27 protein-coding genes are annotated in these 25,189 nt (G+C 72.2%); 10 read left to right on the top strand and 17 right to left on the bottom strand.

The genetic code is table 11. The features are described from left to right. The first annotated feature begins 50 nt into the window (after nucleotides 1-50). From FJK98_RS33020 to FJK98_RS00795, 6 genes are all read left to right on the top strand, one after another. Nucleotides 51-263 (top strand): hypothetical protein, encoded by a 213-nt coding sequence (locus FJK98_RS33020; RefSeq protein WP_168222359.1) that lies wholly within the window; start codon nucleotides 51-53, stop codon nucleotides 261-263. Between the two features lie 50 nt (nucleotides 264-313). Next, nucleotides 314-1,048 (top strand): LPXTG cell wall anchor domain-containing protein, encoded by a 735-nt coding sequence (locus FJK98_RS00815; protein WP_168222358.1) that lies wholly within the window; start codon nucleotides 314-316, stop codon nucleotides 1,046-1,048. A gap of 81 nt (nucleotides 1,049-1,129) precedes the next feature. Then, the gene (locus tag FJK98_RS00810) at nucleotides 1,130-2,584 is read left to right on the top strand and encodes a 3' terminal RNA ribose 2'-O-methyltransferase Hen1 (RefSeq protein ID WP_145917294.1); all 1,455 of its coding nucleotides are present in this window, start codon (nucleotides 1,130-1,132) and stop codon (nucleotides 2,582-2,584) included. Continuing rightward, entirely contained in the window at nucleotides 2,581-5,094 is a 2,514-nt protein-coding gene (locus tag FJK98_RS00805; protein WP_145917293.1) for a polynucleotide kinase-phosphatase, read from the top strand. The genes FJK98_RS00810 and FJK98_RS00805 overlap by 4 nt, the downstream gene beginning before the upstream one ends. Before the next feature lie 121 nt (nucleotides 5,095-5,215). Further along, a complete protein-coding gene (locus FJK98_RS00800; protein WP_145917292.1) occupies nucleotides 5,216-6,826 on the top strand; it encodes a cell wall anchor protein in 1,611 nt (536 codons plus the stop codon). Nucleotides 6,827-6,968: 142 nt separating this feature from the next. Further along, nucleotides 6,969-7,904, top strand: a complete 936-nt coding sequence (locus FJK98_RS00795) for a VTT domain-containing protein (RefSeq protein WP_205789344.1) — start codon at nucleotides 6,969-6,971, stop codon at nucleotides 7,902-7,904. Nucleotides 7,905-8,083: 179 nt separating this feature from the next. Here the strand turns inward: FJK98_RS00795 and FJK98_RS00790 are convergent, their stop codons facing one another. From FJK98_RS00790 to FJK98_RS00720, 15 genes are all read right to left on the bottom strand, one after another. Then, nucleotides 8,084-8,461, bottom strand: coding sequence for a helix-turn-helix transcriptional regulator (locus tag FJK98_RS00790; protein ID WP_007454255.1), 378 nt, complete (start codon nucleotides 8,459-8,461; stop codon nucleotides 8,084-8,086). Nucleotides 8,462-8,518: 57 nt separating this feature from the next. Further along, the gene (gene pyrE / locus FJK98_RS00785) at nucleotides 8,519-9,058 is read right to left on the bottom strand and encodes an orotate phosphoribosyltransferase (RefSeq protein ID WP_088641922.1); all 540 of its coding nucleotides are present in this window, start codon (nucleotides 9,056-9,058) and stop codon (nucleotides 8,519-8,521) included. 167 nt (nucleotides 9,059-9,225) lie between these two features. Beyond that, nucleotides 9,226-10,035: an SDR family oxidoreductase gene (locus FJK98_RS00780; RefSeq protein ID WP_145917290.1), complete on the bottom strand. Its 810-nt coding sequence runs from the start codon at nucleotides 10,033-10,035 to the stop codon at nucleotides 9,226-9,228. After that, entirely contained in the window at nucleotides 10,032-10,700 is a 669-nt protein-coding gene (locus FJK98_RS00775) for a hypothetical protein (protein WP_145917289.1), read from the bottom strand. Before FJK98_RS00775 ends, FJK98_RS00780 begins: the two co-directional genes overlap by 4 nt. A gap of 73 nt (nucleotides 10,701-10,773) precedes the next feature. Then, on the bottom strand, nucleotides 10,774-11,634 hold the full coding sequence (locus FJK98_RS00770) for a hypothetical protein (RefSeq protein WP_228542843.1): 861 nt from the start codon (nucleotides 11,632-11,634) through the stop codon (nucleotides 10,774-10,776). A 106-nt stretch (nucleotides 11,635-11,740) separates the two neighbouring features. After that, on the bottom strand, nucleotides 11,741-12,724 hold the full coding sequence (locus FJK98_RS00765) for a hypothetical protein (RefSeq protein ID WP_168222603.1): 984 nt from the start codon (nucleotides 12,722-12,724) through the stop codon (nucleotides 11,741-11,743). A 34-nt stretch (nucleotides 12,725-12,758) separates the two neighbouring features. After that, nucleotides 12,759-14,351 carry a polyamine aminopropyltransferase gene (locus FJK98_RS00760; protein WP_145917287.1) on the bottom strand — a complete coding sequence of 531 codons (1,593 nt, stop codon included), beginning with the start codon at nucleotides 14,349-14,351 and terminating at the stop codon, nucleotides 12,759-12,761. Beyond that, on the bottom strand, nucleotides 14,348-15,100 hold the full coding sequence (locus FJK98_RS00755) for a hypothetical protein (RefSeq protein ID WP_228542844.1): 753 nt from the start codon (nucleotides 15,098-15,100) through the stop codon (nucleotides 14,348-14,350). The genes FJK98_RS00760 and FJK98_RS00755 overlap by 4 nt, the downstream gene beginning before the upstream one ends. Beyond that, entirely contained in the window at nucleotides 15,100-15,522 is a 423-nt protein-coding gene (locus tag FJK98_RS00750) for a DUF350 domain-containing protein (RefSeq protein WP_145917286.1), read from the bottom strand. The genes FJK98_RS00755 and FJK98_RS00750 overlap by 1 nt, the downstream gene beginning before the upstream one ends. 40 nt (nucleotides 15,523-15,562) lie before the next feature. Then, a complete protein-coding gene (locus FJK98_RS00745) occupies nucleotides 15,563-15,988 on the bottom strand; it encodes a DUF4247 domain-containing protein (protein WP_145917285.1) in 426 nt (141 codons plus the stop codon). A 55-nt stretch (nucleotides 15,989-16,043) separates the two neighbouring features. Further along, nucleotides 16,044-16,643: a DUF2617 family protein gene (locus tag FJK98_RS00740; RefSeq protein WP_145917284.1), complete on the bottom strand. Its 600-nt coding sequence runs from the start codon at nucleotides 16,641-16,643 to the stop codon at nucleotides 16,044-16,046. A gap of 2 nt (nucleotides 16,644-16,645) precedes the next feature. Further along, nucleotides 16,646-17,272 (bottom strand): DUF4178 domain-containing protein, encoded by a 627-nt coding sequence (locus tag FJK98_RS00735; RefSeq protein ID WP_145917283.1) that lies wholly within the window; start codon nucleotides 17,270-17,272, stop codon nucleotides 16,646-16,648. 96 nt (nucleotides 17,273-17,368) lie between these two features. Then, a complete protein-coding gene (locus FJK98_RS00730; protein WP_145917282.1) occupies nucleotides 17,369-17,773 on the bottom strand; it encodes a hypothetical protein in 405 nt (134 codons plus the stop codon). A gap of 235 nt (nucleotides 17,774-18,008) precedes the next feature. Further along, a complete protein-coding gene (clpB, locus tag FJK98_RS00725; RefSeq protein ID WP_145917281.1) occupies nucleotides 18,009-20,600 on the bottom strand; it encodes an ATP-dependent chaperone ClpB in 2,592 nt (863 codons plus the stop codon). A gap of 124 nt (nucleotides 20,601-20,724) precedes the next feature. After that, nucleotides 20,725-21,006, bottom strand: a complete 282-nt coding sequence (locus FJK98_RS00720) for a hypothetical protein (protein ID WP_145917280.1) — start codon at nucleotides 21,004-21,006, stop codon at nucleotides 20,725-20,727. A 542-nt stretch (nucleotides 21,007-21,548) separates the two neighbouring features. On the opposite strand from FJK98_RS00720, the gene FJK98_RS00715 reads away from it, so the two are divergent. From FJK98_RS00715 to FJK98_RS00700, 4 genes are all read left to right on the top strand, one after another. After that, complete coding sequence (locus FJK98_RS00715) at nucleotides 21,549-21,779, top strand: winged helix-turn-helix domain-containing protein (RefSeq protein WP_145917279.1); 231 nt, start codon at nucleotides 21,549-21,551, stop codon at nucleotides 21,777-21,779. Nucleotides 21,780-21,909: 130 nt separating this feature from the next. After that, on the top strand, nucleotides 21,910-22,410 hold the full coding sequence (locus FJK98_RS00710) for a cation:proton antiporter regulatory subunit (RefSeq protein ID WP_088641912.1): 501 nt from the start codon (nucleotides 21,910-21,912) through the stop codon (nucleotides 22,408-22,410). 5 nt (nucleotides 22,411-22,415) lie between these two features. After that, entirely contained in the window at nucleotides 22,416-23,621 is a 1,206-nt protein-coding gene (locus FJK98_RS00705) for a cation:proton antiporter (protein WP_145917278.1), read from the top strand. Between the two features lie 175 nt (nucleotides 23,622-23,796). Continuing rightward, the gene (locus FJK98_RS00700) at nucleotides 23,797-24,228 is read left to right on the top strand and encodes a hypothetical protein (RefSeq protein WP_145917277.1); all 432 of its coding nucleotides are present in this window, start codon (nucleotides 23,797-23,799) and stop codon (nucleotides 24,226-24,228) included. Between the two features lie 82 nt (nucleotides 24,229-24,310). Here FJK98_RS00700 and FJK98_RS00695 read toward each other — a convergent pair whose 3' ends face one another. Together FJK98_RS00695 and FJK98_RS00690 are read right to left on the bottom strand one after the other, a co-directional pair. Continuing rightward, nucleotides 24,311-24,520, bottom strand: a complete 210-nt coding sequence (locus FJK98_RS00695) for a hypothetical protein (RefSeq protein WP_145917276.1) — start codon at nucleotides 24,518-24,520, stop codon at nucleotides 24,311-24,313. A 218-nt stretch (nucleotides 24,521-24,738) separates the two neighbouring features. Beyond that, the gene (locus tag FJK98_RS00690) at nucleotides 24,739-25,182 is read right to left on the bottom strand and encodes a heat shock protein transcriptional repressor HspR (RefSeq protein ID WP_145917275.1); all 444 of its coding nucleotides are present in this window, start codon (nucleotides 25,180-25,182) and stop codon (nucleotides 24,739-24,741) included. Nucleotides 25,183-25,189 lie beyond the last annotated feature (7 nt).

The raw sequence follows: 25,189 nt of genomic DNA, 5'->3' as shown, positions 1-25,189 counted from the left end.
CACCAGCCCGTACGGTGGGGTGGACAGGCCGCCGCATCCAGGGAGGGACGATGGGTCAGCCCGACGAGGACTTCACCCCGAGCGACCACCTCGACCCGCAGGAACGCGACCTGGAGGCCGAGCCGGCCGACGCGGTCGAGCAGGCCGCCGTGATCGGCCCGGACGAGACCGACGCCGAGCCGCACCGGGGCCTGGAGGTCGACGACTGGGACGCCATGGAGCAGGCCCGGGTGGTCACCGCCGACGAGGACGACTACCGCTGACGGTGCGGGCCCGACCGGCCGGGCAGGGACGGCTCTCCAGCAGGCTTCCGGTGACCCTGGACCGGCAGGCCCGCTCCGGCAGCAGGATCGACAGCTACGTCGACTGGTGGACCAGGGACGACTGGAAGCTGATCATCGACAACCCCGCCTATCCACTTCCGCCGGGCAGGCCCGGCACCGGAGGGAAGCTGGAACTGGTCGAGGTGCGGACGGCCCGGCAGGCGTCCGTGCCGCAGACCGACGTCGACCGGTGGAACAGCTTCACCGTCGTCGGCCTGAACGTCGGCGGTGACAATCCGGCCGATGTGGCCGCCAACGGTGCCAGCGCCAGCGGCAAGGTGGGCGACCGGGTCGAGGTACGGGTCGGCTGGACCAACCTGGGCCCGGCCACCGTCCAGACGTGGCGGCTCAGCGGACCGTTCGTGACGGTCGAGATCCCGAAGGGCACCGAGGCGGTCGAGGTCTCCGGGGAGTGCGCCCCGTACGACCGGAACGACGAGAAGTCGTGGAACCCGTGGGAGCACGGCGGTGAACCCGGGGCGGACCTCTACGGCTGCCTCGCCGCAGGCGACCCGGCCGCGAACGACCGGGCCACGCTCGTCGTCAAGTCCGGCGTCGCCGGACCGGGCGGAGTCGGCGGTGGTGACGGTGAGGATGACGGTGGCACCCTGCCGATCACCGGTCAGTCCGTCACCCTGGTCGCCGGTGCCGGTGCCCTGCTGGTCGCGGCGGGCGTCGCCGGCTTCGTGGTGACCCGTCGCCGCCGGACCCGCTTCACGGCCTGACCCCCGCCGGTACCCCTGGCTGCGAGCGGCCCGAGGGGAATCAGGACGACGCCGGATCGGCCGCGCTGGAATCATGGGCGCGTGCTGCTCACCCTGACCACCACCCACCAGCCGGCGACCGATCTCGGTTACCTGCTGGTCAAGCACCCCGACCGGGTGCAGGAGTTCGACCTGCCGACGGGCACCGCGCACGTCTTCTACCCGGAGGCGACAGCGCGGCGGTGCACGGCCGCCCTGCTGGTCGAGGTCGACCCACAGCGTCTCGGGGTGGGTCGGAAGCGGGCGGCGTCCACACCGGAGAGTTTCACCCTCGGGCAGTACGTCAACGACCGCGCCTACGCCGCGTCCAGCCTGCTCTCCTCCGCGCTGTCGACGGTGTTCCGGTCCGCGCTGCGCGGGGTGTCCCGGGACCGTCCGGAGCTGGCCGGCTCGGCGATCCCGCTGAGCATCCGGGTGCCGGTGCTGCGCTGCCGGGGCGGCGCGGAGCTGGCGGTACGGCTGTTCGCCCCGCTGGGCTGGGCGGTCACCGCAGCCCCGCTCCCGCTCGACGAGCAGCACCCCGAATGGGGTGACAGCCGGTACGTCGACCTCTGCCTGTCCGGCACGGTCCGGCTCGCCGACGCCCTCAACCACCTGTACGTCCTGCTGCCGGTGCTGGACGACGCCAAGCACTACTGGGTCGCCCCGGACGAGATCGACAAGTTGCTGCGGGCCGGGGCGGGCTGGCTCGCCGACCACCCGGGGCGGGCGCTGATCACCCGGCGTTACCTGGCCCACCGGCGGGCGTTGGCCGGGCAGGCGATGGCCCGGCTGGCCGAGTTGCGGCTGGCCGACGTGCCCGTGCCGGACGACAGTGTCGACGGGTCCACCGGCCCGGCGGACGGCGCGACGGCGGTGGCCGACCCCCGGCGGGCGTCCCTGGCGGTACGGCGGCGCGAGGCGGTACTCGCCGCGCTGGCGGCCAGCGGGGCGAGCCGGGTGGTGGACCTGGGCTGCGGCGGCGGCGCGCTGCTCACCGGGCTGCTCGCCGACCGGCGTTACACCGAGGTGGTGGGCGTGGACGTCTCCGCCCAGGCGCTGACCGTGGCCGCCCGCCGGCTGCGGCTGGACCGGTTGCCGCAGCGGCAGCAGGACCGGGTCCGGCTGTGGCAGTCGGCGCTGACCTACCGGGACGACCGGTTGCGCGGCTACGACGCGGCGGTGCTGATGGAGGTCGTCGAGCACCTGGACCCGGCCCGGCTGCCCGCGCTGGAGGACGCCGTGCTGGGTCACGCCCGGCCGGCCACGGTCGTGGTGACCACCCCGAACGCGGAGTACAACGTGCGTTACGAGGGGCTGCCGGCGGGTCGGTTCCGGCACCCCGACCACCGGTTCGAGTGGACCCGTGCCGAGTTCGCGGGGTGGGTCGGGCGGGTGGCCGCCGACCACGGTTACACGGCCACGATCAGCGGGATCGGTGACCACGACCCCGAGCTGGGCCACCCCACCCAGCTCGCCGTCCTCACCGCCGTGGGCAGCCAGGAGACGACCCGATGACCATCCTCGACATTCCCGAACTCGCCCTGGTGGCGCTGGTCGGCGTCTCCGGCTCGGGCAAGTCCACCTTCGCCGCCCGGCACTTCGCGCCCAGTCAGGTGCTCGCCTCGGACGCGTTCCGGGCGATGGTCGCCGACGACGAGAACGACCAGTCCGCCTCGGCCGACGCGTTCGGGGCGCTGCACCACGTGGCGGGGGTCCGGCTGCGGCGGGGCCGGCTCACCGTGGTCGACGCGACGAACCTCCAGCCGCACGCCCGCGCCGGGCTGGTGCAGGTGGCCCGGGACCACGACGTGTTCCCGGTGGCGATCGTGCTGGACGTGCCGGAGGCGTTGGCCTGGGAACGGACCCAGGCCCGCGCCGACCGGACGCACGGCCGGCAGGTACTGGCCCGGATGCAGCGTGACCTGCGCCGGTCGTACGGGCAGTTGACCCGGGAGGGGTTCCGCAGGGTGCACGTGCTGCGCGGGGTCGAGGAGATCGACGCCGCGCGGATCCGGCTGGAGAAGCTGTTCAACGACCGGCGGGAGCTGACCGGGCCGTTCGACATCGTCGGTGACGTGCACGGCTGCCGGGCGGAGCTGGAGGCGCTGCTGGTGCGGCTGGGCTTCGTGCTGCACCGCGACGACGCGGGTCGCCCGGTGGACGCGGTGCACCCGGCTGGTCGTACCGCCGTCTTCGTGGGTGACCTGGTGGACCGCGGCCCGGACTCCCCCGGCGTGCTGCGCCTGGTGATGGGCATGGTGGCGGCCGGGCACGCGATCTGCGTGCCGGGCAACCACGAGCACAAGTTGCTGCGCAAGCTGCGTGGCCAGGACGTCAAGCTCACCCACGGCCTGGCCGAGACGATGGAGCAGCTCGACGCCGAGGACCCGGCGTTCGTGGCCGGGGTGGCGACCTTCATCGACGGCCTGGTCAGCCACTTCGTGCTGGACGGCGGCCGGCTGGTGGTGGCGCACGCCGGCCTGAAGGAGGCCTACCACGGCCGCGCGTCGGGCCGGGTCCGTTCGTTCGCGCTCTGGGGCGAGACCACCGGCGAGACCGACGAGTACGGCCTGCCGGTGCGCTACCCGTGGGCGCGCGACTACCGGGGCTCGGCGACGGTCGTGTACGGGCACACCCCGACCCCGACCCCGGAATGGGTCAACAACACCATCTGCGTCGACACCGGCTGCGTCTTCGGCGGGAAGCTCACCGCGCTGCGCTACCCGGAGCGGGAGCTGATCTCGGTCGACGCCCAGCGGGAGTGGTACGCCCCGGCCCGGCCGCTGGTCAGCACCCCGAGCCGCCCGGACACGGTGCTCGACCTGGCCGACGTGACCGGGCGGCGGCACCTGGAACACGCCTACGGCAAGCTGACCGTGCCGGCGGAGAACGCCGCCGCCGCGCTGGAGGTGATGAGCCGGTTCGCGGTGGACCCGGGTCGGCTGGTCTGGCTGCCGCCGACGATGGCGCCCTGCTCGACGTCGACCGTGCCGGGGTTCCTGGAGCACCCGACGCAGGCGTTCGACGACTACCGGTCGGCCGGCGTGCAGCGGGTGGTGTGCGAGGAGAAGCACATGGGTTCCCGCGCGGTGGTGCTGGTCGAGCGGGAACCGGGCCCGTTCGGCGGTGGGGTGGTGCACACCCGTACCGGCCGGCCGTTCTTCGGTCCGCCGCTGGACGGGGAGCTGCTGGACCGGGTCCGGGCGGCGGTCGGCGCGGCCGGGTTGTGGGACGAGTTGGGCACCGACCGGCTGCTGCTGGACTGTGAGCTGCTGCCCTGGTCGGCGAAGGCGGGTGGGCTGATCCGTGAGCAGTACGCCGGGGTCGGGGCGGCCGGTCGGGCGGCGCTGCCGGCGGCCCTCGCCGCGCTGGACGCGGCGGCGGCCCGGGGCCTGCCGGTGGCCGCGCTGCGGGACCGGATGGCGGCCCGGCGGGTCGAGGTCGAGGGCTACTCGGCGGCGTACCGCGCGTACGTGGCACCCACCGAGGGGCTGCGCGGGGTGACCCTGGCGCCGTTCGCGGTGCTGGCCGGGGCGACGCTGACCTTCACCGGCCGGGACCACGGTTGGCACCTGGCGTTGGCCGACCGGCTCTGCGCGGCCGACCCGGAGTTCTTCACGCCGACCCGGCGGCAGGTGGTTGAGCTGGCCGACGAGGCGTCGGTGGCGGTAGCCACCGGGTGGTGGTTGACGCTGACCGGGGCCGGTGGCGAGGGGATGGTGGTCAAGCCGTACGCCGGGCCGGCCGCGAGGTCGGCGCGCGGTTCGCTGCTCCAGCCGGGCATCAAGTGCCGGGGACGGGAGTACCTGCGGATCATCTACGGTCCCGGCTACACCGATCCGGCCCAGCTCACCGCGCTGCGTCGCCGGTCGCTGGGGCGCAAGCGGGGCCTGGCGCTGCGCGAGCACGCGCTCGGCCTGGCCGCCCTGGACGCCTACGCCGCCGACGCGCCGCTGTGGCGTCGGCACGAGCTGGTATTCGCGATCCTGGCCTGCGAGTCGGAGCCGGTCGACCCCCGGCTCTGACGGTCGGCGACGCCCACCGTCGTCCCGACGGCACGGCAGACCGTGGCCGTTGCGGTGGAGTCGCCGATCGTTCGGCCCGTTCGGCCCACTGCCCGGCCGAGCGGGGCGGTCACCGCCCGAGTTGTTCCGTACGCTACGTCACGACTGCGCCCCTTCCAGGACAGGAACATTGATGCGGAAGCACACGATGCGACGCTGGCTGGCCGGGTTCGCTGTGGTGGGCGCGTTCGTCACCGCCTCCACCGGCCCTGCCCTGGCCGCCCCCGCCATTCCCGGCGCTTCTCCCGAGGTGGTCGCGGCGGCAGGGTTCGACATCGTCGCCGACAACATCACCCTGGCCCCGGGCGGGTCGGGCAGACGGGTGTCCCTCGTCTGGCGGGGCGATCAGCCCCCGCTTGAGCACACCGTCACCGTGGACTACAGCGCCGTCGATGCCTTCGCCGACGTGCGCGATCCGCTGGGCTCGGCCTGCACCCGCGAGGGCACCGTCCTGACCTGCTCGGCCATCGACAGCGAGAGCCATGACCTGCTCCTGATTCCGGTGCTGCCACGCGCGGGCGCCAAGGTGGGTCAGAATGGCAAGATCCGCTTTACCGTGACCAGCTCCAGGTTCGGTACGAGCAGCACCACCTCGACCGTCACCATCGGCGAGGGGGTCGATCTGGTGGCGGGTCCCGCGGTGACGCTGACCGGTGGTCCCGGTGCCACGGTGCCGGTGGGGCTGTCGGTCGGCAACCAGGGGCAGGAGACCGCCCAGGGCGCGGTGCTCCTCGTGTCGGCCATGTACGGTCTCACCCCGTCGAAGCGCTACCAGAACTGCCGTTACGGCAGCAAGGGCGGCCTGAACCACTGGACGCCGAACCTGTTCGTCTGCACCTTCGACGACGAGATCGCGCCGGGCCGGGTGTTCCGGGTCGGTGGCGGTTTCGGTGTCACCGTGCCCGGCGACGTCTCGGCACCGAACATCCAGACCGGCACCGCCACCTGGTTGACCCCGCAGGACTGGGCGGACGAGCGGCCCAAGTACACGCTCGACCAGCAGGGCACCGGCGGTGTGCTGCGGCTGGAGCCGACCGGTGGGAAGCTGCCCGTCGGCGCGTCCCGGGCACCGCAGACCGACGTCAAGCCGGCCGACAACGAAACGCCCGTCGAGTTGACCGTCACCGGCGACCAGCGGGCCGACCTGGCCGCCGACGAGGTGCGCATCACCGCCAAGGTGGGCGAGACCGTGCCGGTCACAATCGGTTACACCAACCGGGGGCCGGCCTCGTCGTCCAATGGCGGCCGTGACTTCTACACCATCATCGAGATGACCGTGCCGAAGGGTGTCACCGCCGTCAAGGTGCCCAAGAACTGCCTCGACGCCGACATCCAGGACGAGGAGGGCGGCCGGCCGGGTGCCCGCGCGTACTCCTGCTACCAGTACGACCTCATCCACAAGGGCGGAAAGGTCGCCCTGCCGTTCTCGTTCCGCATCGATCGGGCGGGCACCCTGACGGGCAAGGTCGAGCTGAGCAACGGCCCGGTGGGCGCGAAGGATCTCGACCCGAGCAACGACACCGCGAAGATCCTGGTGAACCCCACCTCGGGTGGTCAGGGCGGCGACGACGGCTCGTTGCCGATCACCGGCTCTCCGACCGGCCTGCTGGTCACCGTCGGTGGCCTGCTGCTGGTGGCCGGGATCGTTAGCTACCTGGCGGCCCGGCGTCTCCGGTCGCGCTTCGTGGCCTGACCCGGGACAGCTTCGTGGCCCGACCCGGGCGCATCGGGGCCCGACCCGGGCACCCCGTGGCCTGAACCGGGGCGTCCGGGGGTGAGATCCCGGTCGAAGGGGCGCGTGCCGCGACCGGCGGTTCGTGGGCTCGGTATGGTGTGTGGCCGTGGACACAGGTGAGAAGACGCGGGTGGTCGCCGAGACGGTCGCGCTGAACCCGCTCGACCCCAAGGATCTGCTCCAGACCTTCGGGCTGATCGGCGTGTGGGTGATCCTCTTCGCCGAGACCGGTCTGCTGGTGGGGTTCTTCTTCCCCGGTGACTCACTGCTCTTCCTGGCCGGGGTCGCCGCCTCGCCGGTGGCCGACGCGATCTTCGGCGACGGCACCCGGCTCTCGCTGGCCGGGCTGCTGATCGGCGGGCCGATCTGCGCGATCGTCGGGGCCCAGCTCGGGCACTGGCTCGGTGCCAGGTACGGCCGGCGGATGTTCGACCGCCCCAACTCCCGCCTCTTCAAGAAGGAGTACGTGGAGAAGGCGGAGTTCTACTTCCAGAAGTTCGGCCCGGCCAAGGCCGTCGTGCTGGCCCGGTTCATTCCGATCGTGCGGACGTTCCTCAACCCGGTGGCCGGTGTGCTCGGCATGCCGGCGAAGCAGTTCTTCCTCTGGAACGTCGTCGGCGCGATCCTCTGGGTGGACGGCATCCTGCTGATCGGCTACCTGCTCGCCGACCAGATCTACAACGCCATCGGCGACAAGATCGACAGGTACATCCTGCCGGTCGTCGCGCTGATCATCCTGCTCTCGGTATTGCCGATCTTCTTCGAGTTCCTCCGCGACCGCCGGGCGCGTCGGCGCGGTGAGGCCGTCGCCGTGATCACCGCCGCGACCGCGGTCGGCACGGTGGAGGCCGTCCGGGACGCCGTCGAGCACCACCATCACGACCAGCCCCGGCAGCCGCACCCCGGGCAGCCCTCCGGCGGCGAGCAGCCGTACGGCCAGCAGCCCGGCCACGACCAGCGGTTCCCGCCGCAGACGTACGGGCAGCGCCCGCCGCAGGACGGTGGGCGGTACCCGGAACACGGTCAGGGCCACTGACCGGCGGACGACCAACGGCCGGCCCTCGGGGAGAGGACCGGCCGTTGCGTACGCGTACGCCACCGCGGGCACGGTGGTGGATCAGCGAACTGACCGGTGACGGACAGCCGTCACCACCCGATGACGCCACCCCTGGTCCGTCATCGGACGTCGCCCCTGGACGGGACGAACGGGTTCAGTCAGCGGGCCTTCTTGGTGGCCCGCTTGCGCGGCGGCGTGAGGAGGTCGGCGATCGTGGCGATCGCCGACGGCACCAGCCGGTAGTAGGCCCACACACCACGCTTCTCCCGCTCCAGCAAGCCGGCCTCGGTGAGGATGCGGAGGTGGTGGCTGACCGTCGGCTGCGAGAGGCCGAGCGGCGCGGTGAGGTCACACACGCACGCTTCGCCCTCGGGCGCCGACTGGATCAGGCTGAGCAGCCGCAGCCGGGCGGGGTCGGCGAGGGCCTTGAGGACCCCCGCCAGCCGCTCGGCGTCGGCACGTTCGATCGGCTCGCCGGCAAGCGGCGAGATCTGAGGCATGGTCATTTCAGCCAACGCAGTTCCCACGTATTCCATCCTTCCACCAGCAGCATCGATCCGCCTGCATATCAGCAGATCCGAATCGGCAAATTTTTACGCCACAAGGCCGAGGTCAGCCAACGTATAGGCCGCCCGATACGGCAGTCCGGCGGCGCGTACCACGTCGCTGGCGCCACGGTCGACGATCACCGCCACGCCCACGACCTCCGCCCCGGCCTCGCGTAGAGCTTCGACGGCCGTCAACACGCTGCCGCCCGTCGTCGAGGTGTCCTCCACCGCCAGTACCCGCCGGCCGGCCACCTCAGGACCCTCGATCCGCCGTTGGAGACCGTGCGCCTTGCCGGCCTTGCGGACGACGAAGGCGTCCAGGGGTCGATCGGTCTCTGCGGCGGCGTGCAACATCGAGATGCCGATCGGATCGGCACCCAGGGTCAACCCACCGACCGCGTCGTAATTCCAGTCGGCGGTCAGCTCCCGCATCACCCGACCGACCAGGGGAGCGGCCCGGTGATGGAGAGTCACGCGACGCAGATCGACGTACCACTCCGCCTCCCGCCCCGAGGAGAGCACGACCCGGCCATGGACCACAGCCAGGTCAGTGATGAATTTACGCAGGTCGTCGTGGTCCCCCATGGCGATAGAGGGTACTGCGCAAGTCTGTGGGTCGTGTGTGCGGCCCACCCGGATCGACCACGCGGGCGCTCGATGACTGGCGATGGACGGCTACGCTGCGCGACCGCACCGGCAGAGTTGCGCTGCCACGCCGGGTCACCGGCGCGTCGACCTGCACCGCGTGCCGTTCACTGCCCCGCCGGGTCGACCTGCCCGCGCCGGTCCCGGAAGGCGCCGCGCAGCAGCCGGCGCGGCACGTGCCGCAGACTCGCCACGGCCAGCTTGTACTTCCAGTCGGGAACGCTCACGGTCTTGCCTTTTCGCAGGTCACGCAGGGCTTCGGCGACCACGTCGTCGGCCTTGAGCCAGATCCACCGCGGCATGCCGGACATGTCGATGCCGGTGCGTTCGTGGTAGCCGGTGCGGGTGTAGCCAGGGCAGAGCGCCATCACGTGCACCCCTGCCGCGCGGGTCGACTGCCCGATCGATTCGCTGAAACTGGTGACCCATGCCTTGCTGGCCGGATAGGTGGAGCCCGGCATCACCGGGCCGAAGCCGGCGACCGAAGAGACATTTATCACTGTCCCATTACCGCGCCTCGTCATGGGTCCGAGTGCCGCGTGGGTCAGGCGTAGCACCGCGTGCACGTTCAACCGGAGCAACCGCGTCTCGTCGGCGACGGTGGACCGCAGAAACGGCTGGTTCAGGCTCGATCCGGCATTGTTGACCAGCAGGTCCACCGGGTCACCGGTAGCCAGTCGCCGTTCCACCCGGGCGCAACCGTCGTCGGTGGACAGATCGGCGGAGACGACCTCCGTCCGGTTGCCGTACCGGCCGGTCAGCTCGGCGGCGGTGGCGTCGAGCCTCGCGGCGTCCCGAGCCACCAGGACCAGGTCCCAACCCTCGGCGGCGAGCTGCCGGGCGAACGCCGCGCCGATGCCGGCGGTGGCACCGGTGATCAACGCGCACCGGCCGGGCGTCGTTCGGTCGACGGTCACGGTTGCTCCTCGGGGCCGGGCTCCGGCGGCAGCGCGGACACCGGGGACGGATAGGGCGCGGCGGTGAACGAGGAGGGCCCGTACCCGGGTCGCGCCGGCCGCCGACCGGTGAACCAGGTGTTCGCCGGCCGCAGGGCCAGCAGCACGGCCACCACGAGGTAGCCGAGGGCCTGGGCCACCGAGACGCCCGCGTTCACCGGCACCCACCACGAGGGGTAGGCGTCGTCGAGGGTGGTGAAGAGGTCGGCCACCCCCTGGTCGCCGCTGCCCAGCCGCAGCGGCCTGACCCGCTGGCCGACCAGCACGACCAGGGCGCACCCTCCGGCGAGCAGGCCCAGCCCGCAGACCACCCAGACGCCGACCCGGGCCGCCCGACGCCGGGCGAGCAGTCCACCGGCGAGGCCGACCAGCAGCAGCGCCACCAGCACCGTCCACACCGCCGCGCCGACCGTGCTGATCCGCAGCAGCCGGACCACCCCGTCGACGTCACCCGGGTCGGCGGCGGTGCCGGCGACGGCGCCCCGGAACCGGTCGATCGTGCCGCCCAGGGCGAGCAGGCTGGTGACGGCGTAGACCCCGGCGGCGAGCGCCATCAGCCCGAGCAGCGCCGCCGCCACGGTGACGACCGGCGGGCGGCGGTCCGGCACCTGATCCGGGTACGACACGACGATTCCCTCCGGTAGGCGTCGGTGTGCAACCTACTCGGAGGGAATCGTCGGTGTCGCTGTTACGCGCCCGTCAACTGCCGGCGGGCCGCTGCGGGTCGTCCGGGCCGCTGCCTCCGGTGGGCCGGTCGGTTTCCCCGCCCGACGGCGGCGACCAGGACGGACCGTCGGACGACTGCGGCTGGTCCGGCACGCCGGGGGTGGCCGACGACGGGCCGGGCTGGCCCGGAGCCGACGACGGGCCGGGGGCACCGGGCTGGCCGGGCGCACCGGGCTGCAGGTAGTCCGGCGTCGCCGGGTAGCCGGGGGTGGGCGGGTAGCCGGGCGCGGCCGGGTAGGTGGCACCCGGGACCGGCGGCTCCCAGCCCGCCTTGGGCTTGCGGAAGAACTCGTTGGACTGCGGCAGGGCGAGCAGGATCAGCGCCGCCAGCAGGGCGAGCAGGCTGACCACCCCGAGCAGGGTGCTGACCGGGTTGTACCAGGACGGCAGCACGGCGTTCATGCTGCGTTCCAGTTCCTCGGCGCTCGGCGCGTCCCCGGAGGTGGAGCCGGTGGAGCCGCTGAACCCCGCGGCACCGTTGACCAGCCCACCGCCGACGCAGCAGACCATGATGCCGCCGACCACCCAGGTGGCGATCCGGCTGCCGTTCTTGCCCCGGTTGTTGAAGATCGCCAGGACGACGAGGGCGAGCGCGATCAGCAGCAGGACGGCGGACGCGCCTACGGCGAAGACCACGACGGCGGTGCCGAGGCCCTCGACCTCGCTCGCGGTCCCCTCGAAGGCGTCCTCGAACGCCTGGCGCAGCTTTCCGCTGATCGCGAGGGTCAGGATCAGCCCGATCAGTTGGAGCGCCGCGAAGAACATCAGCAGGTAGCTGGAGAGCGTCACCAGACCCGGACGGGTCCGGGCGGGCGTGCTGTGGGAATCGACCATGATTCTCCTTCCTAGATCACCGCACCACGGTAACGTCCGCAGTCCCGTCGCACCGGGTACGACGGAGCCGTACCCGCTGGTCGGACTGCCGAATCACCGGCCCCGGTCACGACTGGCGGACCAACCGGCGGTGTTCGGCGGTCACCACGGCGAGCAGGAGCAGGTCCACCGCGAGCCCGGTCACCGCGTCGAACTGGTTGACCGTGAAGTTGAAGATCTGCCCGAACAGCAGGTCGACCAGGAGCGCCAGCTTGAACAGCCGGAACGCGGCCCGCCGGTCATTGCGGAGCAGAAACGCGGCGCGGATGCTCAGCACCCCGGCGACCACCGCCGAGGCGGACACCCCCAGCACCGCGCCCCACTCACCGGCCTGGTCCAACTCGCCGGTCACCCCCTCGGTGGCCACCGCCACCACCGTCGCCACCGGCTCGACGACCAGGTAGGCCACCACCAGCAGGACCACCCAGCGCTGGGCGGTCAACCGGACCAACGCGTCGCGCAGCCGGGCCACCCAGGGCTGCCAGAACCGCCGCGGCGGCGGTTCCCGGCGCGGCACCACGTCCAGCAGCGCGGACACCGCCGACTCGACCTCCGGGCCGGCACCCCGGACCAGTCGCAGGGTGGCGATCCGTCGCCGGTCGGTGAGCCCCCGGCCGACCCCGCCGACGATCACGTCCAACGCGTTCGCCACCCGTTCGCCGGAGGTCAGGCGCATCCGTTCGCGCAACGCCTGGGTGATCACCACCAGCAGGGCGAAGACGGCGTAGATGATGCCGGCGGCCGGCCGGTAGAAGTAGTCGGTGCCGGCGGTGACGAACTTGCCGACCTCGTCGATGAACAGCCCGAAGCCGATCCCGGCGAGCACCGCGCCGGTCATCCGGGCGGCCCCGCCGAGGAAGACCAGCGCGACGCCCAGGCCGACGGTCATCAGCAGGCCACCCCAGAGCACGTGCGCGATGTGCAGGCCGCCGCCGCCGAGCTGCGGGTAGCCGGTCGCCCGCAGGAACGCCCGGGTGACCAGCACCGTCGCCACCCCGGACAGCACGAACGCCTGGAGGTACGCGGCGGCGTCCACCGCACGCGGTGGCAGCCGGCGGCGCAGCGACGGTGACATCATCCCGAGGCTAGTAGCCGCGCCACTCGCTGCGGGCGTAGTCGAGCACCCTGGGCCGCAACAGGGTGGAGGCGGGCACGTCGAGGCGACCCCGGTCGGCGGGGAAGGCCGCCGCCGCCCGCAGCACCGCCGGGTCGAGGAAACGCAGCCGGGGCGCGTCGGCCGGCAGTTCCAGCGGCGGCGGGGTCCCGCCCGGGGCGGCGAGCACGAATCCCCAGTCACCGAACGACGGCACGTCGACGTGGTACGGCACGGTGGCGAAGCCCGCCTCGCGTACCGACGCCTCGATCGACCAGTACGACCGGGGCGCGAAGTACGGCGACCCGGACTGCACCACCAGCCGGGCGCCCTCGGCGAGCACCGAACGGATCAGGGCGTAGAACTCGACGGTGTAGAGCTTGGCGGTGGCCGTCTCGTCCGGGTCGGGCAGGTCGGCGACGACCACGTCGAAGCGTTCGGCGGCGGTACGGAGCCAGCCGAAGGCGTCGGTGTTGAGCACCCGGACCCGGGGGTCGTCGAGGGAGCCGCCGTTGAGCGCGCGTAGCTGCGGCTCGGAGCGGGCCAGCGCCACCACCGCCGGGTCGAGGTCGACCACGGTCACCCGGCGTACGTCCGGGTAGCGCAGGATCTCGCGGACGGCGAGGCCGTCGCCGGCACCGAGGACCAGCACCTCACCGCGCGGGCCGCGCATCGCCGGGTGCACCAGCGCCTCGTGGTAGCGGTACTCGTCGATCGAGCTGAACTGGAGGTCGCCGTTGAGGAACAGCCGCAGGTCGGTGTCGGTATGGCCGACCTCACGTACCGACCGGGTCAGCACGATCTCCTGGTAGCGGGAGCGTTCGGCGTGCACCACCGGGTCCCGGTAGAGCTGCTGGCGGCTGGTCACCTCGAAGTCGGCGGCGGTGACCCAGGCGTACCCCAGGCAGAGGGCGACCACCACGGACCCGGCGCCCAGCACGAGCCGGGCCCGGCGGCTCAGCTCGCCGCGGAACACCGTGCAGACCAGGGCCAGGCCGGCCACCGCGTTCACCGCGCCGACCACCAGCGCGCCCTTGAGCTGGCCGAAGACCGGGATCAGCAGGAACGGGAAGGCGAGCCCGCCGAGCAGCGCGCCGACGTAGTCGGCGGCGAACAGGTCGGCGACCGCGCTGCCGGCGGCCTGCTCGCGGATGCGTTGCAGCATCACCATCAGCAGCGGGATCTCCGCGCCGATCAGCAGGCCGAGCACGAACGCGGTGCCGACCAGCGCCGGGCCGTACAGGTCGAGCCAGGCGAACGCTGCGTAGAGGCCGAGCACGGACAGGCCGCCGAGCAGGGCCAGGGTCAGCTCGATCACCGCGAACGCGGCGGCGGCCCGGGGCTGCAACGGCTTGGCGACCAGCGCGCCGACGCCCATCGCGAAGACCATCACGCCGAGCACGATCGACGCCTGCCCGACCGTGTCGCCGATCAGGTAGCTGCCGAGCGCGACCAGGGCCAGCTCGTACACCAGGCCGCAGGCGGCGCAGACGAAGACCGCGACCAGCACCGCCGCGCGGGCCCACCGCCAGTGCGGCCGGGCCGCCGGGCCGCCGTCGACCGCCGTCGGCACCTCGGTGGTCACGGCGTTCCCCGGGTACGCCCGGCCGGGGCCGCCGCGCGCTGCCGGCCGCGCTGCACGAACCCGACGGTGAGCAGCAGCGCGGCGACCAGCAGCAGACCGGCGGCGGCGAGCAGCGAACCCCAGCGGTCCCGCCAGAAGTCGCTGCCGGCGTCCGGCAGCGGAGCCGCCGTCGCGCCGGGGTCGGCGGTCGGGGTGGGGGCCGGCGAGGCGACGCCGGCCTCGGCCACCAGCAGCGGCAACGCCACGGCGGCCCGGCAGATCGCCCAGCCCGGGTCGTCGACGAACACGTCCTCTTCCAGGCCGAACCGGGTCAGCCCGGCCTGCACCGAGGCCAGGTCGGCGGGGGCGAGGTCGGGCGAGCCGACCACGGTGACGTACGCCGAGTCGCTGCTCTCGCTGCTCTCCGCGGTGTAGGTGATCCGGGCGCGGGCCTCGACCCAGCGCGGGCAGCGGGCGTCCTCGCTCACCGCGACGCCGTCGCCGAGGTTGGAGCCGACGCTGACCGTCGAGTCGTACGACTTCTCCAGCCGCCAGCCGTAGCAGATGCCCTGGCTGGTGGCGGCCTGGGCGAGGAGCGGCACGGTGTCGGCCCGCTCGTCGGCCGCCGGGGCGGGGACGGCCGTGCCGCCGGAGTCCCGGTTGAAGATGCTGCTTCCCACGCAGCAGAGCACGAACAGGCCGAGGATGAGCCAGACGACCCAGGTGCCCGTGTTCTGCTTCGCCTTCGCCGGCTGCTTCGCCGTGGTCATCAGCTGATGGCGGCGGCGATGATCGCGCCGGTGGCGAGGTGCACCACCGCCGACACCCAGACCGCCGGGTGCGGCTGCGGGTCGACCAGCAGCGTGCCCAGCTTGCCCGGGGTCAGCGCGTCGAGCAGCACGAACGCCAACGCCATGATGACCAGCCCGACGATCCCGTACGCGGCGGCACCGACCAGGCCGAGGACGAAGTCGTCCTCGCTGGCGGCGATCGCGGCCACCACGATGATGCCGACGCCGGCCAGGTTCGAGGTGAGCAGCAGCGCGGCGTTACGGTTGCGTTCGGTCCAGATCAGCTCGTGGAGCTTGCCCGGGGTGGCCACGTCGACCAGCACGTAGCCGACGGCCATCAGGACGACACCGACCACCCCGTAGGCGAGGGTGACCAGCAGGTCGGTGACCAGGTTCTGCACAGCGTGCTCCAGGGGTTCGTTCGGTCGGGATCGGTGCGCGTCACTTGCCGGAGCCGGGGCCGCCACCGCGTACCGTGCTGCCCCGCCCCCAGCCCCAGTGGTTGCCCACCGTCGAGTGGTACCGCGGGTAGGCGGTGCGCATCCGTTCCAGCAGGATCACCGAGCCGGCGGCGATCGGCAGGATCACCAGCGAGTCGTCGTCGTAGCGCAGGTAGACGCCGCTGCCGTCGACGTACTGGTCGGCCGGCTTCCAGGCGTCGGTGACGTCCTTGGCCACCTGGCTCGGGGTCCGGTTCGAGGTGTACGCGACGGCGTCCCGCCCGATGTCCCGGCTCGCCGCCCGGGTGTAGCGGTCCTCGATGTAGCCCCGGGGCGAGAAGTTGCCGTAGAAGATCGCGAAGGCGGCGACCAGCGCGCCGACGACCGCGAAGGCCACCCCCACCACGAACCAGCGTCGGTAGGTCACGGTGTCTCCTTCGTTCGCGACTGCGGGGCTCGCAGAACCGGCTCACTCCTCACGCTCACGGCGTCTCCTCCGTTCGCGACTGCGGGGCTCGCAGAACCGGCTGTGGGGTGCGCGGGAGCGTCACCACCGTCTCGGTCAGGACCAGTTCGTTGGTCTGGGGGTACGCGTGCCAGGTGCGCCAGCCCACCGTCCCGTCCGGCGCGTCGGGGCGTACGGCCAGCGCGGTGACCGCGTCCGGGTCCCCGGGAAAGACCCCGACCAGGGCGTACGGGTCGTCGGTCAGCTCGACGCGGAGCGCGGCGATCCGGGTGTGCAACTCCCCCTCGGCGGGACGCAGCACGGTGGCGGTGAACCGGTAGCCGCCCGCCTCGTCGTGCAGGTCGCCGGGCAGGTGCGGGGGCCTTCCGGGCAGGCAGGCGACCGTCTCGACCAGCCCGTCCGCCCCGCCGGGCCGGTCGGGGGCGGTCGCGTCGGCACCGGCCGGGACGGTGAGGACGACCTGGTGGGACGCGCCGAGCAGGCGCAGCCGCAGCCGGACGTCGCCGGGCAGGGTCAGGTCACGGATGTGCAGGGCGGGGCGTTCCGGTCCACCGAGCGCCAGGCTCAGGTCGGCGGCGCAGGTGTCGACGTACGGGGTGTCCAGGCTGACCAGCACGATCAGGACCCCACCGGGCCGGCCTGCGGGTACACCATCACGTCCGCGCGGTGCAGCCGCTCGCCCCGGCCCACCTCCCAGCCGGCCTCCCCGTACGCCTCGAAGGAGAGCCGCTCGCCGCCCTGGCCCCGGTAGTCCTGGTAGCGGACGGTGCCGTACGGGTCGAGGCCGGTGCTGCCGGTGGCCGAGTAGCGGGCCTGGCCGGACTCCTCCCAGGAGTAGCGGCGGCCGGCGAAGTCGAGGGTGGGCGCGCCCGGGGTGATCGTCGCGGCCGGCTCGGCCGTCCAGAGGACCAGTTCCAGGTCCGGGTCCTCCTCGACGGAGAGCCAGCGCTTGTCACCCTCGACGGTGTCCAGCAGGTGTTCGGCCCAGCTCCAGCCGCCCTCGACCAGGTGCACCGAGCCGCGGACCGCGTACGAGACGCCGCGGATCTCGACGATGTCGCCGGGCTTGAGCTTGCGGGGGTCACCGCGCAGGGCGTCGGAGTCGGTGTCGCGGAACGGGTCCTTCGCGGGCGTCGGGCGGTTCGGCTTCCGACTCCGGCTGAGGGCCACCGCCGCCACCACGATCCCGGCGACCCCGATCAGACATCCCAACGTCGCCACGACGTACGCGACCGGACCGTTCACCCCGACCACCTCCCCAAGTGCATCGGCGGAGACGGTAACAACCCCGCGCACCCCGCGCACCTGGGGAAACTCAGCGAATTCTGAGTGAGCGGTCAGTTACCGAGAGTTCTCGTCGGGGTGCGGGCCGGCCAGCCGGTCGGCCGCGTACCCGCGCAGGGTGGTGGCACCCATCGTGCAGCCGGTGAAGGTGGTGAACTCGCCGTCGTCGTCGCCGAGTGCTGTCCAGGCCGCCCGGGCCGCCGCCGGGTCGACCCGTTCCAGCAGCGTCGCCGCGTACGCCCGCCCGGCCGGCGACCCGTGCCGCAGCAGCCAGTCGACCTGCTCGCGGGCCTGCCGGGGGCGCTGCGCGAACGCCTCCTCGACCCGCCGGTACGCCTCGGTCGCCGGCAGCAGCGTGCCGGCGAACCCCACCCCGCCGAAGGCGACGGTGTCCGCCCCGGCGAGTTCCCGCACGGCGGCGTCCAGCTCCGGATCGCCACTCTTCTTCCGCATCCCGAACATGCCCCCTTCCTTTCCCCGCCCCGGCACTGACCACCCACCCCACCCCCGCCCAACCCACCGCGCCCCCGCACTCAGCCCCCGCCCAACCGCAGTGATCAAGAGGTTTACGTCACCGGAGAGCGCTCCCGGTGACGTAAACCTCTTGATCACCGGGGCGGTCGGCAGGGAGGGGAGAGGGGGCGGTGGAGGGGCCGACCCCGCCGGGGTGGCGGGGTCGGCCCGGTGGGTGTGGGGGTCAGGCGGCGGTGACCGCCAGGCCGTCCTTGTCGTCGGACAGGTCGACCCGTACCGTGTCGCCGTCCCGGACCACGCCGCCCAGCAGAGCCTTGGCGAGCTGGTCGCCGATGGCCGACTGGACCAGGCGGCGCAGCGGCCGGGCGCCGTAGATCGGGTCGTACCCGTGCTCGGCGAGCCAGGTCCGGGCGGCTTCGCTGACGTCCAGCGCCAGCCGGCGGTCGGCGAGCCGGCGACGCAGCCGGTCGAGCTGGATGTCGACGATCGACCGCAGGTCGTCCCCGCGCAGCGCGGCGAAGACCACGATGTCGTCGAGCCGGTTGAGGAACTCCGGCTTGAAGTGCGAACGGACCACCGCGAGCACCCCCTCGCGGCGTTGCTCGTCGGCGAGCGTCAGATCGCTGATCACCGACGAACCCAGGTTGGAGGTCAGGATCAGGATCGCGTTGCGGAAGTCGACCGTACGACCCTGACCGTCGGTGAGCCGGCCGTCGTCGAGCACCTGGAGCAGGATGTCGAAGACGTCCGGGTGGGCCTTCTCCACCTCGTCCAGCAGGATCACCGAGTACGGCCGGCGGCGCACCGCCTCGGTGAGCTGCCCGCCCTCCTCGTAGCCGACGTAGCCGGGCGGGGCACCGACCAGGCGGGCGACGGAGTGCTTCTCGCCGTACTCGCTCATGTCGATGCGAACCATGGCCCGCTCGTCGTCGAAGAGGAACTCGGCCAGCGCCTTGGCCAGCTCGGTCTTGCCGACGCCGGTCGGGCCGAGGAAGAGGAAGCTGCCGGTGGGGCGGTCCGGGTCGGCGACGCCGGCCCGCGCCCGGCGTACCGCGTCGGAGACGGCGCCCACGGCCTCGGCCTGGCCGACCACCCGGCCACCCAGCGACTCCTCCATCCGCAGCAGCTTGGCGGTCTCGCCCTCCAGGAGCCGACCGGCCGGGATGCCGGTCCAGGAGGCGACGACGGCGGCGATGTCGTCCGCGCCGACCTCCTCCTTGAGCATCGCGCCGTCGGCCTGGAGCCGGGCCAGTTCCTGCTCCGCCGTCGCCAGGTCGGCCTTGAGCGCCGGGATCCGGCCGTAGCGCAGCTCGGCGGCGCGTTCCAGCTCGCCGTCGCGTTCGGCCCGCTCGGCCTCGCCGCCCAGGCGTTCCAGCTCCTCCTTGGCGGTGGAGAGCTTGGTGATGTGGCTCTTCTCGGTCTGCCAGCGCTCGGACAGCGCGGTGAGCTGTTCCCGCTTGTCGGCCAGCTCCTTGCGCAGCCGGTCCAGCCGCTCGGCGGAGGCGGCGTCCGGCTCCTTGGCCAGCGCCATCTCCTCGATCTCCAGCCGGCGTACCGCCCGCTCGATCTCGTCCACCTCGACCGGCCGGGAGTCGATCTCCATCCGGAGCCGGGACGCGGACTCGTCGACCAGGTCGATCGCCTTGTCCGGCAGGAACCGGTCGGTGATGTAGCGGTCGGACAGCGACGCGGCGGCGACCAGGGCGGCGTCGGTGATCCGGACGCCGTGGTGCACCTCGTAGCGCTCCTTGAGGCCGCGCAGGATGCCGATGGTGTCCTCGATGGTCGGCTCACCGACCAGCACCGGCTGGAACCGGCGCTCCAGGGCCGGGTCCTTCTCGATGTGCTCGCGGTACTCGTCGAGGGTGGTCGCGCCGACCATCCGCAGCTCACCCCGGGCGAGCATCGGCTTGAGCATGTTGCCGGCGTCCATCGAGCCCTCGCCCTTGCCCGCGCCGACCACGGTGTGCAGCTCGTCGAGGAACGTGATGACCTGCCCGTTCGAGTTCTTGATCTCCTCCAGGACGGACTTGAGCCGCTCCTCGAACTGGCCCCGGTACTGCGCACCGGCGACCATCGCGCCGAGGTCGAGCGAGACCAGCTTCTTGTCCCGCAGCGACTCCGGTACGTCGCCGGCCACGATCCGCTGGGCCAGGCCCTCGACGATCGCGGTCTTGCCGACGCCGGGCTCGCCGATCAGCACCGGGTTGTTCTTGGTACGTCGGGAGAGCACCTGGATCACCCGACGGATCTCGGAATCCCGCCCGATCACCGGGTCGATCTTGCCGTCCCGGGCGCTGGCGGTGAGGTCGACGCCGTACTTGGCCAGCGCCTGGTAGGTCTGCTCCGGGTCGGCGGTGGTGACCCGCCGGTCGCCGCCGCGCACCGTCGGGAACGCGGCGACCAGGTTCTCCTCGGTGGCCCCGGCGGACTTCAGCGCGTTGGACACCGCGCCGCCCACCCGGGCCAGGCCGGCGAGCAGGTGCTCGGTGGAGGTGTACTCGTCGCCGAGCGGCCGGGCGATCTGCTCGGCGGCCCCGATGGCGTTGACGAACTCGCGGGCGAGGGTGGGCTCGGCGATGCTGGACCCACGCGCGGCGGGCAGCGCGTCGACCGAGCGTTGGGCGACCCGGCGCAGCTCGGCGGGGTCGGCACCCACGGCGCGCAGCAGGCCGGCGGCGGTGGAGCCGTCGGTGTCGAGCAGGGCCAGCAGCAGGTGCCAGGGTTCCACGGTGGCGTGACCACGCTGGTTGGCCAGCGCGACCGCACCGGTGATGGTTTCGCGGCTCTTGGTGGTGAGTCGTTCGGTGTTCATGGGCTCCCCCGGGATCGGCGTGTCCACTAGTAAGAGACACCACCAGAGTTGAGCCTATTCCGCTCAACTCTGCCAACGTGGCGTGGGTCACACTGCCGACCGGTCGGGGTGGGCTGAGGTGGGATCAACGGGGCAGGCGGGTGGCGTTCGGTGGCCGGCGGGGCAGGCGGGAGGTGCACGGGGTTTCATGGTCGGCCCGGAGCACACACCGGCGGCCGGTCTCCAGTCGGTTGTCGCAGAAGACGCGGTGGCGTAGCCCCTGGTCATCCTCGGCGGAGACGGTGGTCTCGCAGGGGTCGACGTGAGCGAGGAAGGCCAGCGAGCGGGCCGCCGTCCGGGCGAGCATCTTGGCCCGCGCCAGATCCGCAGCGACCACCGGCAGGTGTACGACATACCGCCCGGTCACGCCTCCTCACCCGTCCGACCCGGCTCATGCCACCCCGGGCGGGCCGAAGCAGTATCGGCCCAATGGCGGTATAGCGATGGCTCGGACACCGCAATATCGCCCCACCTGAGTTGACCAAGGTCGAGCTTCGACGGTGGGTGCGGCGACTCGTACGCCATGGCGCTCCTTCGCTGGACAGTTCGGTGTCGCGGTGCTGGAAGGGCAGCCCGGCCGCGCTGTCGGCTCGGCCGGACTGCCCGCCCTGCCGTCGCAGCCCACTTCGGCAGTACGACGACAGGGCCGCTTTCGCATGGACGCCACCGACGAGGTCCATGTCGATCTCAGGGCTGGCACGACTGACGCATCTTCTGGCCCAGTCGTGCCAGCCCACGGATGCCAACCGGAGGCCGGTTTGCCTACCAGGCTTTCCACTGAAGGCCCCGCCGAAGCAACATACAATGCAAACCATTGGAAGGCAATCACTCGCCATGCAAAGCACGCGAAGTCTTGGCGGGTCATGTGCTGCCATGAGAGGATCTTGGGGCCTACCAGGAGTTGCCGCCATGCCCCGAGTTTCCGACCGTCAGCGCATTGCCCAGGACATCCGCGACAAGATCGCCTCCGGCGAGTATTCGCCAGGCGACAAGTTGCCATCCCTGCGTGAGTTGATCGCGCACTACGAGGTTTCCGCCGAGCCCGTGCGCTCCGCACTGCTGATCCTTCAGGCGGAGGGCCTCATCGAAGGTCATCAGGGCAAGGGAACCTACGTCACACCGCGCAGAACCACCCCTTGATCCCGCAGCGCGGGTCGCGGTTACCGACCGGCGAGCCGGCGACCACAGCCGGTGCCGGGCCGTAGAACGCTCGCGAGCAGGGCAGACATCCGTCGGGCCGAGGTGGAGGACAGGGTATAGCCTCTCGTCCGTGCGAGTACGTGTCGAACAGACCGCCCTACCGGGAATCGGCGTCCGTCATGACCTGATGACGGAGTCCGGCCGCCGGCTCGGGGTGGTTTCCCACCGCAATGGCCGCCGCGACCTGGTCCTCTACGACCCGGACGATCCCGACTCCTGTCAGCACGACATCCCGCTGACCGACGACGAGGCCGAGGCGCTGGCCGACATCCTCGGCGCGTCGCTGATGCTGGGTCAGCTCTCCGGCCTGCGCGAGCAGGCGGCCGGGCTGCTCACCGAGCAGATCGCCATCCCGGCCGGGTCGAAGTACGTCAACAAGCGGCTCGGTGACACCAAGGCACGTACCCGGACCAGCGCCTCGATCGTGGCGGTGCTCCGGCAGGGCGAGGTCAACGTCTCGCCCGATCCCACCTTCCGCTTCGCGGCCGGTGACGTGGTGGTCGTGGTCGGCACCCGGCAGGGTCTCGACGGGGTGACCGCCATCCTCGCCGACAGTGACCCGGACGGCTGAGGCGGATGCACGAAACCACAACTCTACTGGTCGAGGTCGGCGCTCTCCTCCTGCTGCTCGGGCTGCTCGGTCGGCTCAGCCGCCGGTTCGGCGTCTCCCCCATCCCGCTCTACCTGCTCGCCGGCCTCGCCTTCGGCCACGGCGGTCTGCTGCCGCTGGCCGCGAGCGAGGAGTTCTTCGCCGTCGGCGCCGAGATCGGCGTCATCCTGCTGCTGGTCATGCTCGGCCTGGAATACAGCGCCAACGAGCTGGTCGGCAACCTGCGCTCGGCGGCCCCGGCCGGCCTGATCGACGCGGTCCTCAACGCCCTGCCCGGGTTCGGCTTCGCGCTGCTGCTCGGTTGGGGCTGGGTGGCGGCCGTGGTACTCGGCGGCATCACCTGGATCTCGTCCTCCGGGGTGATCGCCAAGGTGCTCGGCGACCTCGGCCGGGTCGGTAACCGGGAAACCCCGGTCATCCTCTCCGTGCTGGTCATCGAGGATCTGGCGATGGCGCTCTACCTGCCGCTGGTGACCGCGCTGCTGGCCGGCGTGGGCCTGGTCAAGGGTGGGATGGCGCTGGGCATCGCGGTGCTCACCGTGGTGGTCGTGCTGGTCGTCGCCATCCGCTTCGGTCACCTGATCTCCGCGGCCCTGTCGGCGAAGGACCCGGAGGCGCTGCTGCTCGGGGTGCTCGGCCTGACCCTGCTGGTGGCCGGGATCGCCGCCCGGCTCCAGGTCTCCGCCGCCGTCGGGGCGTTCCTGGTCGGCATCGCCCTGTCCGGGCCGGTGGCGCACCACGCCACCGAGCTGCTCTCCCCGCTGCGGGACCTGTTCGCCGCCGTCTTCTTCGTCTTCTTCGGCCTGGTCACCGACCCCCGGGACATGCCGCCGGTGCTGCTGCCCGCGTTGCTGCTGGCCGTGGTCACCATGGGGACGAAGCTGGTCACCGGCTACCTGGCGGCTCGGCGGGCCGGGATCGCCGAGCCCGGTCGTTGGCGGGCCGGTTTCGCCCTGATGCCCCGTGGTGAGTTCTCCATCGTCATCGCCGGTCTCGCGGTCGCCGCCGGCACCGTCGAACCCCGGTTGGCGGCGCTCGCCACGGCGTACGTGCTGATCACCGTGGTCACCGGCCCGATGCTCGCCCGGTTGCCCGACATGCCCTGGTTCAAGCAGCGGCTCCGGCGGAGGATCGCCGCCCGTCAGCCCCGACCGGTACCCGCCACGGACTGAGTTTCACCTGGCCAGGTCGACCGCACGGGTCGGCCTGGCCGGGGCATCCGTTGCCGAATTGCTTCCCGGCAGGTCTTCCGCCGGCCGGGGGCGGCGGCTAGCGTTGCGCCCCAGCAGGCCAGGGGCTCGCAGGCGGGACGGAGGCATCCCGCGGGCGTGAGCGGGAAGGTTGCCGGTGAGCGCGCACGGTCCGACGTTCCGCGGCTTCGCCAACCCCGTCGATCCGTCACCGGCGGAGTTGCGGGCCTGGGCGTACCAACCCGACTCGGTGCCGTTGACCTCGCTGCCGCAGGACTGGGACCTGCTGGTGGCGGGCGACCACCTGGTGCTCACCCTCTTCGAGCTGGCCCGGGACCCGGCCTGTCCGGCCCGCCGCTTCGCCCTGCACTGCCTCTACATCTACGCCGCCGACGGCATCCGGACGAAGTTCCGCGCCCATCCCCGGCGTCGGTTCCGCAAGCTGGTGGAGCAGGCCGAGCGCGACGGCGACGAGTTGGTGCGCAACTGGGCGCACAACAGCCGGATGCTGCTGGCCCGGCAGGAACTCTTCACCTACCACGACTGGTGCGAGGGCGGCCTGGTCCGGGACAACCGTCGTCTCGGCTGACGTCACGGTCCGCGCCGGACCCGCCCGGACGGCGAACGGGCCGGGACCCCCCGTGGGTCCCGGCCCGCACGTCGGCGGATCGTCAGCGTTGCGATCCTCCCTGCTCACGGCGTTTCGCCTCGGTCTGCTCCCGGTCCTTCCCGGGGGTGGGCCGATCGGCGAACCTGCCGTCCTTCACCGTGTCGGAGAACTTGCCCTCGGTGACCCGGTCGAACTTCTCCCGGACGTTCTCGGCCACCCGGTCGAGCCGTTCCTCCGCCTGCCGGGCCACCTTCTTCGCCGATTCCGCCACGGTTCCCCCCACCCTCGGAGTCCGGATTGGTCCGCTTACGCCTGATTCACAGGTTAACGGGACACCCCTCCCCACGGCGGGGGAATGCGTAATCCCCGCAGGGAATTCGCGCTAGATACGCCGAATAGCGGCATCCCGTCGAGGGGACACCGCTATTCGCGGCCAGAAGTGTTGATCATGCCGGGCCGGCCCCGAACGGTGCGGCGGAACGCCGGGGGTCAGCGCCCGGGGGCACGGCGGGGACGCCACACCACCAGCGCCGTCGAGGTGCGGTTCGTCGGCACCAGGTCGCCCCGGGAGAAGCCGCTGGCCAACGTCTCCAGCTCGGCGATCCGCCGGTACGCGGCGTCCAGCTCCGCCTCCAGCCGGGCCACCCGCTGCTGGGCCTCCTCCACCAGGCGTTCCAGCCCGATGATCCGCTTCACGCCGGCCAGGTTGACGCCCTCGTCCTGGCTGAGCCGCTGCACCTCGCGCAGCAGGACGACGTCCCGCACGCTGTAGCGTCGACCGCCACCGGCCGCCCGGCCGGCCTGCACCAGGCCGAGCCGGTCGTACTGGCGCAGCGTCTGCGGGTGCATTCCCGCCATCCGTGCCGCAACCGAGATCATCAGCACCTTGGCCTCGTAGGCAGGGTCACCCGAACCGACGAACCCGTCCGACATCCCACTC

Origin of the sequence: Micromonospora sp. HM134, from assembly GCF_007833915.1 — a bacterium.
Classification (GTDB): Bacteria; Actinomycetota; Actinomycetes; order Mycobacteriales; family Micromonosporaceae; genus Micromonospora; species Micromonospora wenchangensis.
The sequence above is the reverse complement of the archived record's forward strand: the minus strand, read 5'-3'. Positions and strand labels throughout refer to the sequence as shown.

Coding starts and splice junctions, on each gene's coding strand:
- pyrE (WP_088641922.1), bottom strand. CDS start 9,058: ATGGGGGACCACGACGACCTGCGTAAATTCATCACTGACCTGGCTGTG.
- FJK98_RS00715 (WP_145917279.1), top strand. CDS start 21,549: ATGCCCCGAGTTTCCGACCGTCAGCGCATTGCCCAGGACATCCGCGAC.
- FJK98_RS00805 (WP_145917293.1), top strand. CDS start 2,581: ATGACCATCCTCGACATTCCCGAACTCGCCCTGGTGGCGCTGGTCGGC.
- FJK98_RS00705 (WP_145917278.1), top strand. CDS start 22,416: ATGCACGAAACCACAACTCTACTGGTCGAGGTCGGCGCTCTCCTCCTG.
- FJK98_RS00730 (WP_145917282.1), bottom strand. CDS start 17,773: ATGTTCGGGATGCGGAAGAAGAGTGGCGATCCGGAGCTGGACGCCGCC.
- FJK98_RS00790 (WP_007454255.1), bottom strand. CDS start 8,461: ATGGAATACGTGGGAACTGCGTTGGCTGAAATGACCATGCCTCAGATC.
- FJK98_RS33020 (WP_168222359.1), top strand. CDS start 51: ATGGGTCAGCCCGACGAGGACTTCACCCCGAGCGACCACCTCGACCCG.
- FJK98_RS00755 (WP_228542844.1), bottom strand. CDS start 15,100: ATGACCACGGCGAAGCAGCCGGCGAAGGCGAAGCAGAACACGGGCACC.
- FJK98_RS00690 (WP_145917275.1), bottom strand. CDS start 25,182: ATGTCGGACGGGTTCGTCGGTTCGGGTGACCCTGCCTACGAGGCCAAG.
- FJK98_RS00770 (WP_228542843.1), bottom strand. CDS start 11,634: ATGGTCGATTCCCACAGCACGCCCGCCCGGACCCGTCCGGGTCTGGTG.
- clpB (WP_145917281.1), bottom strand. CDS start 20,600: ATGAACACCGAACGACTCACCACCAAGAGCCGCGAAACCATCACCGGT.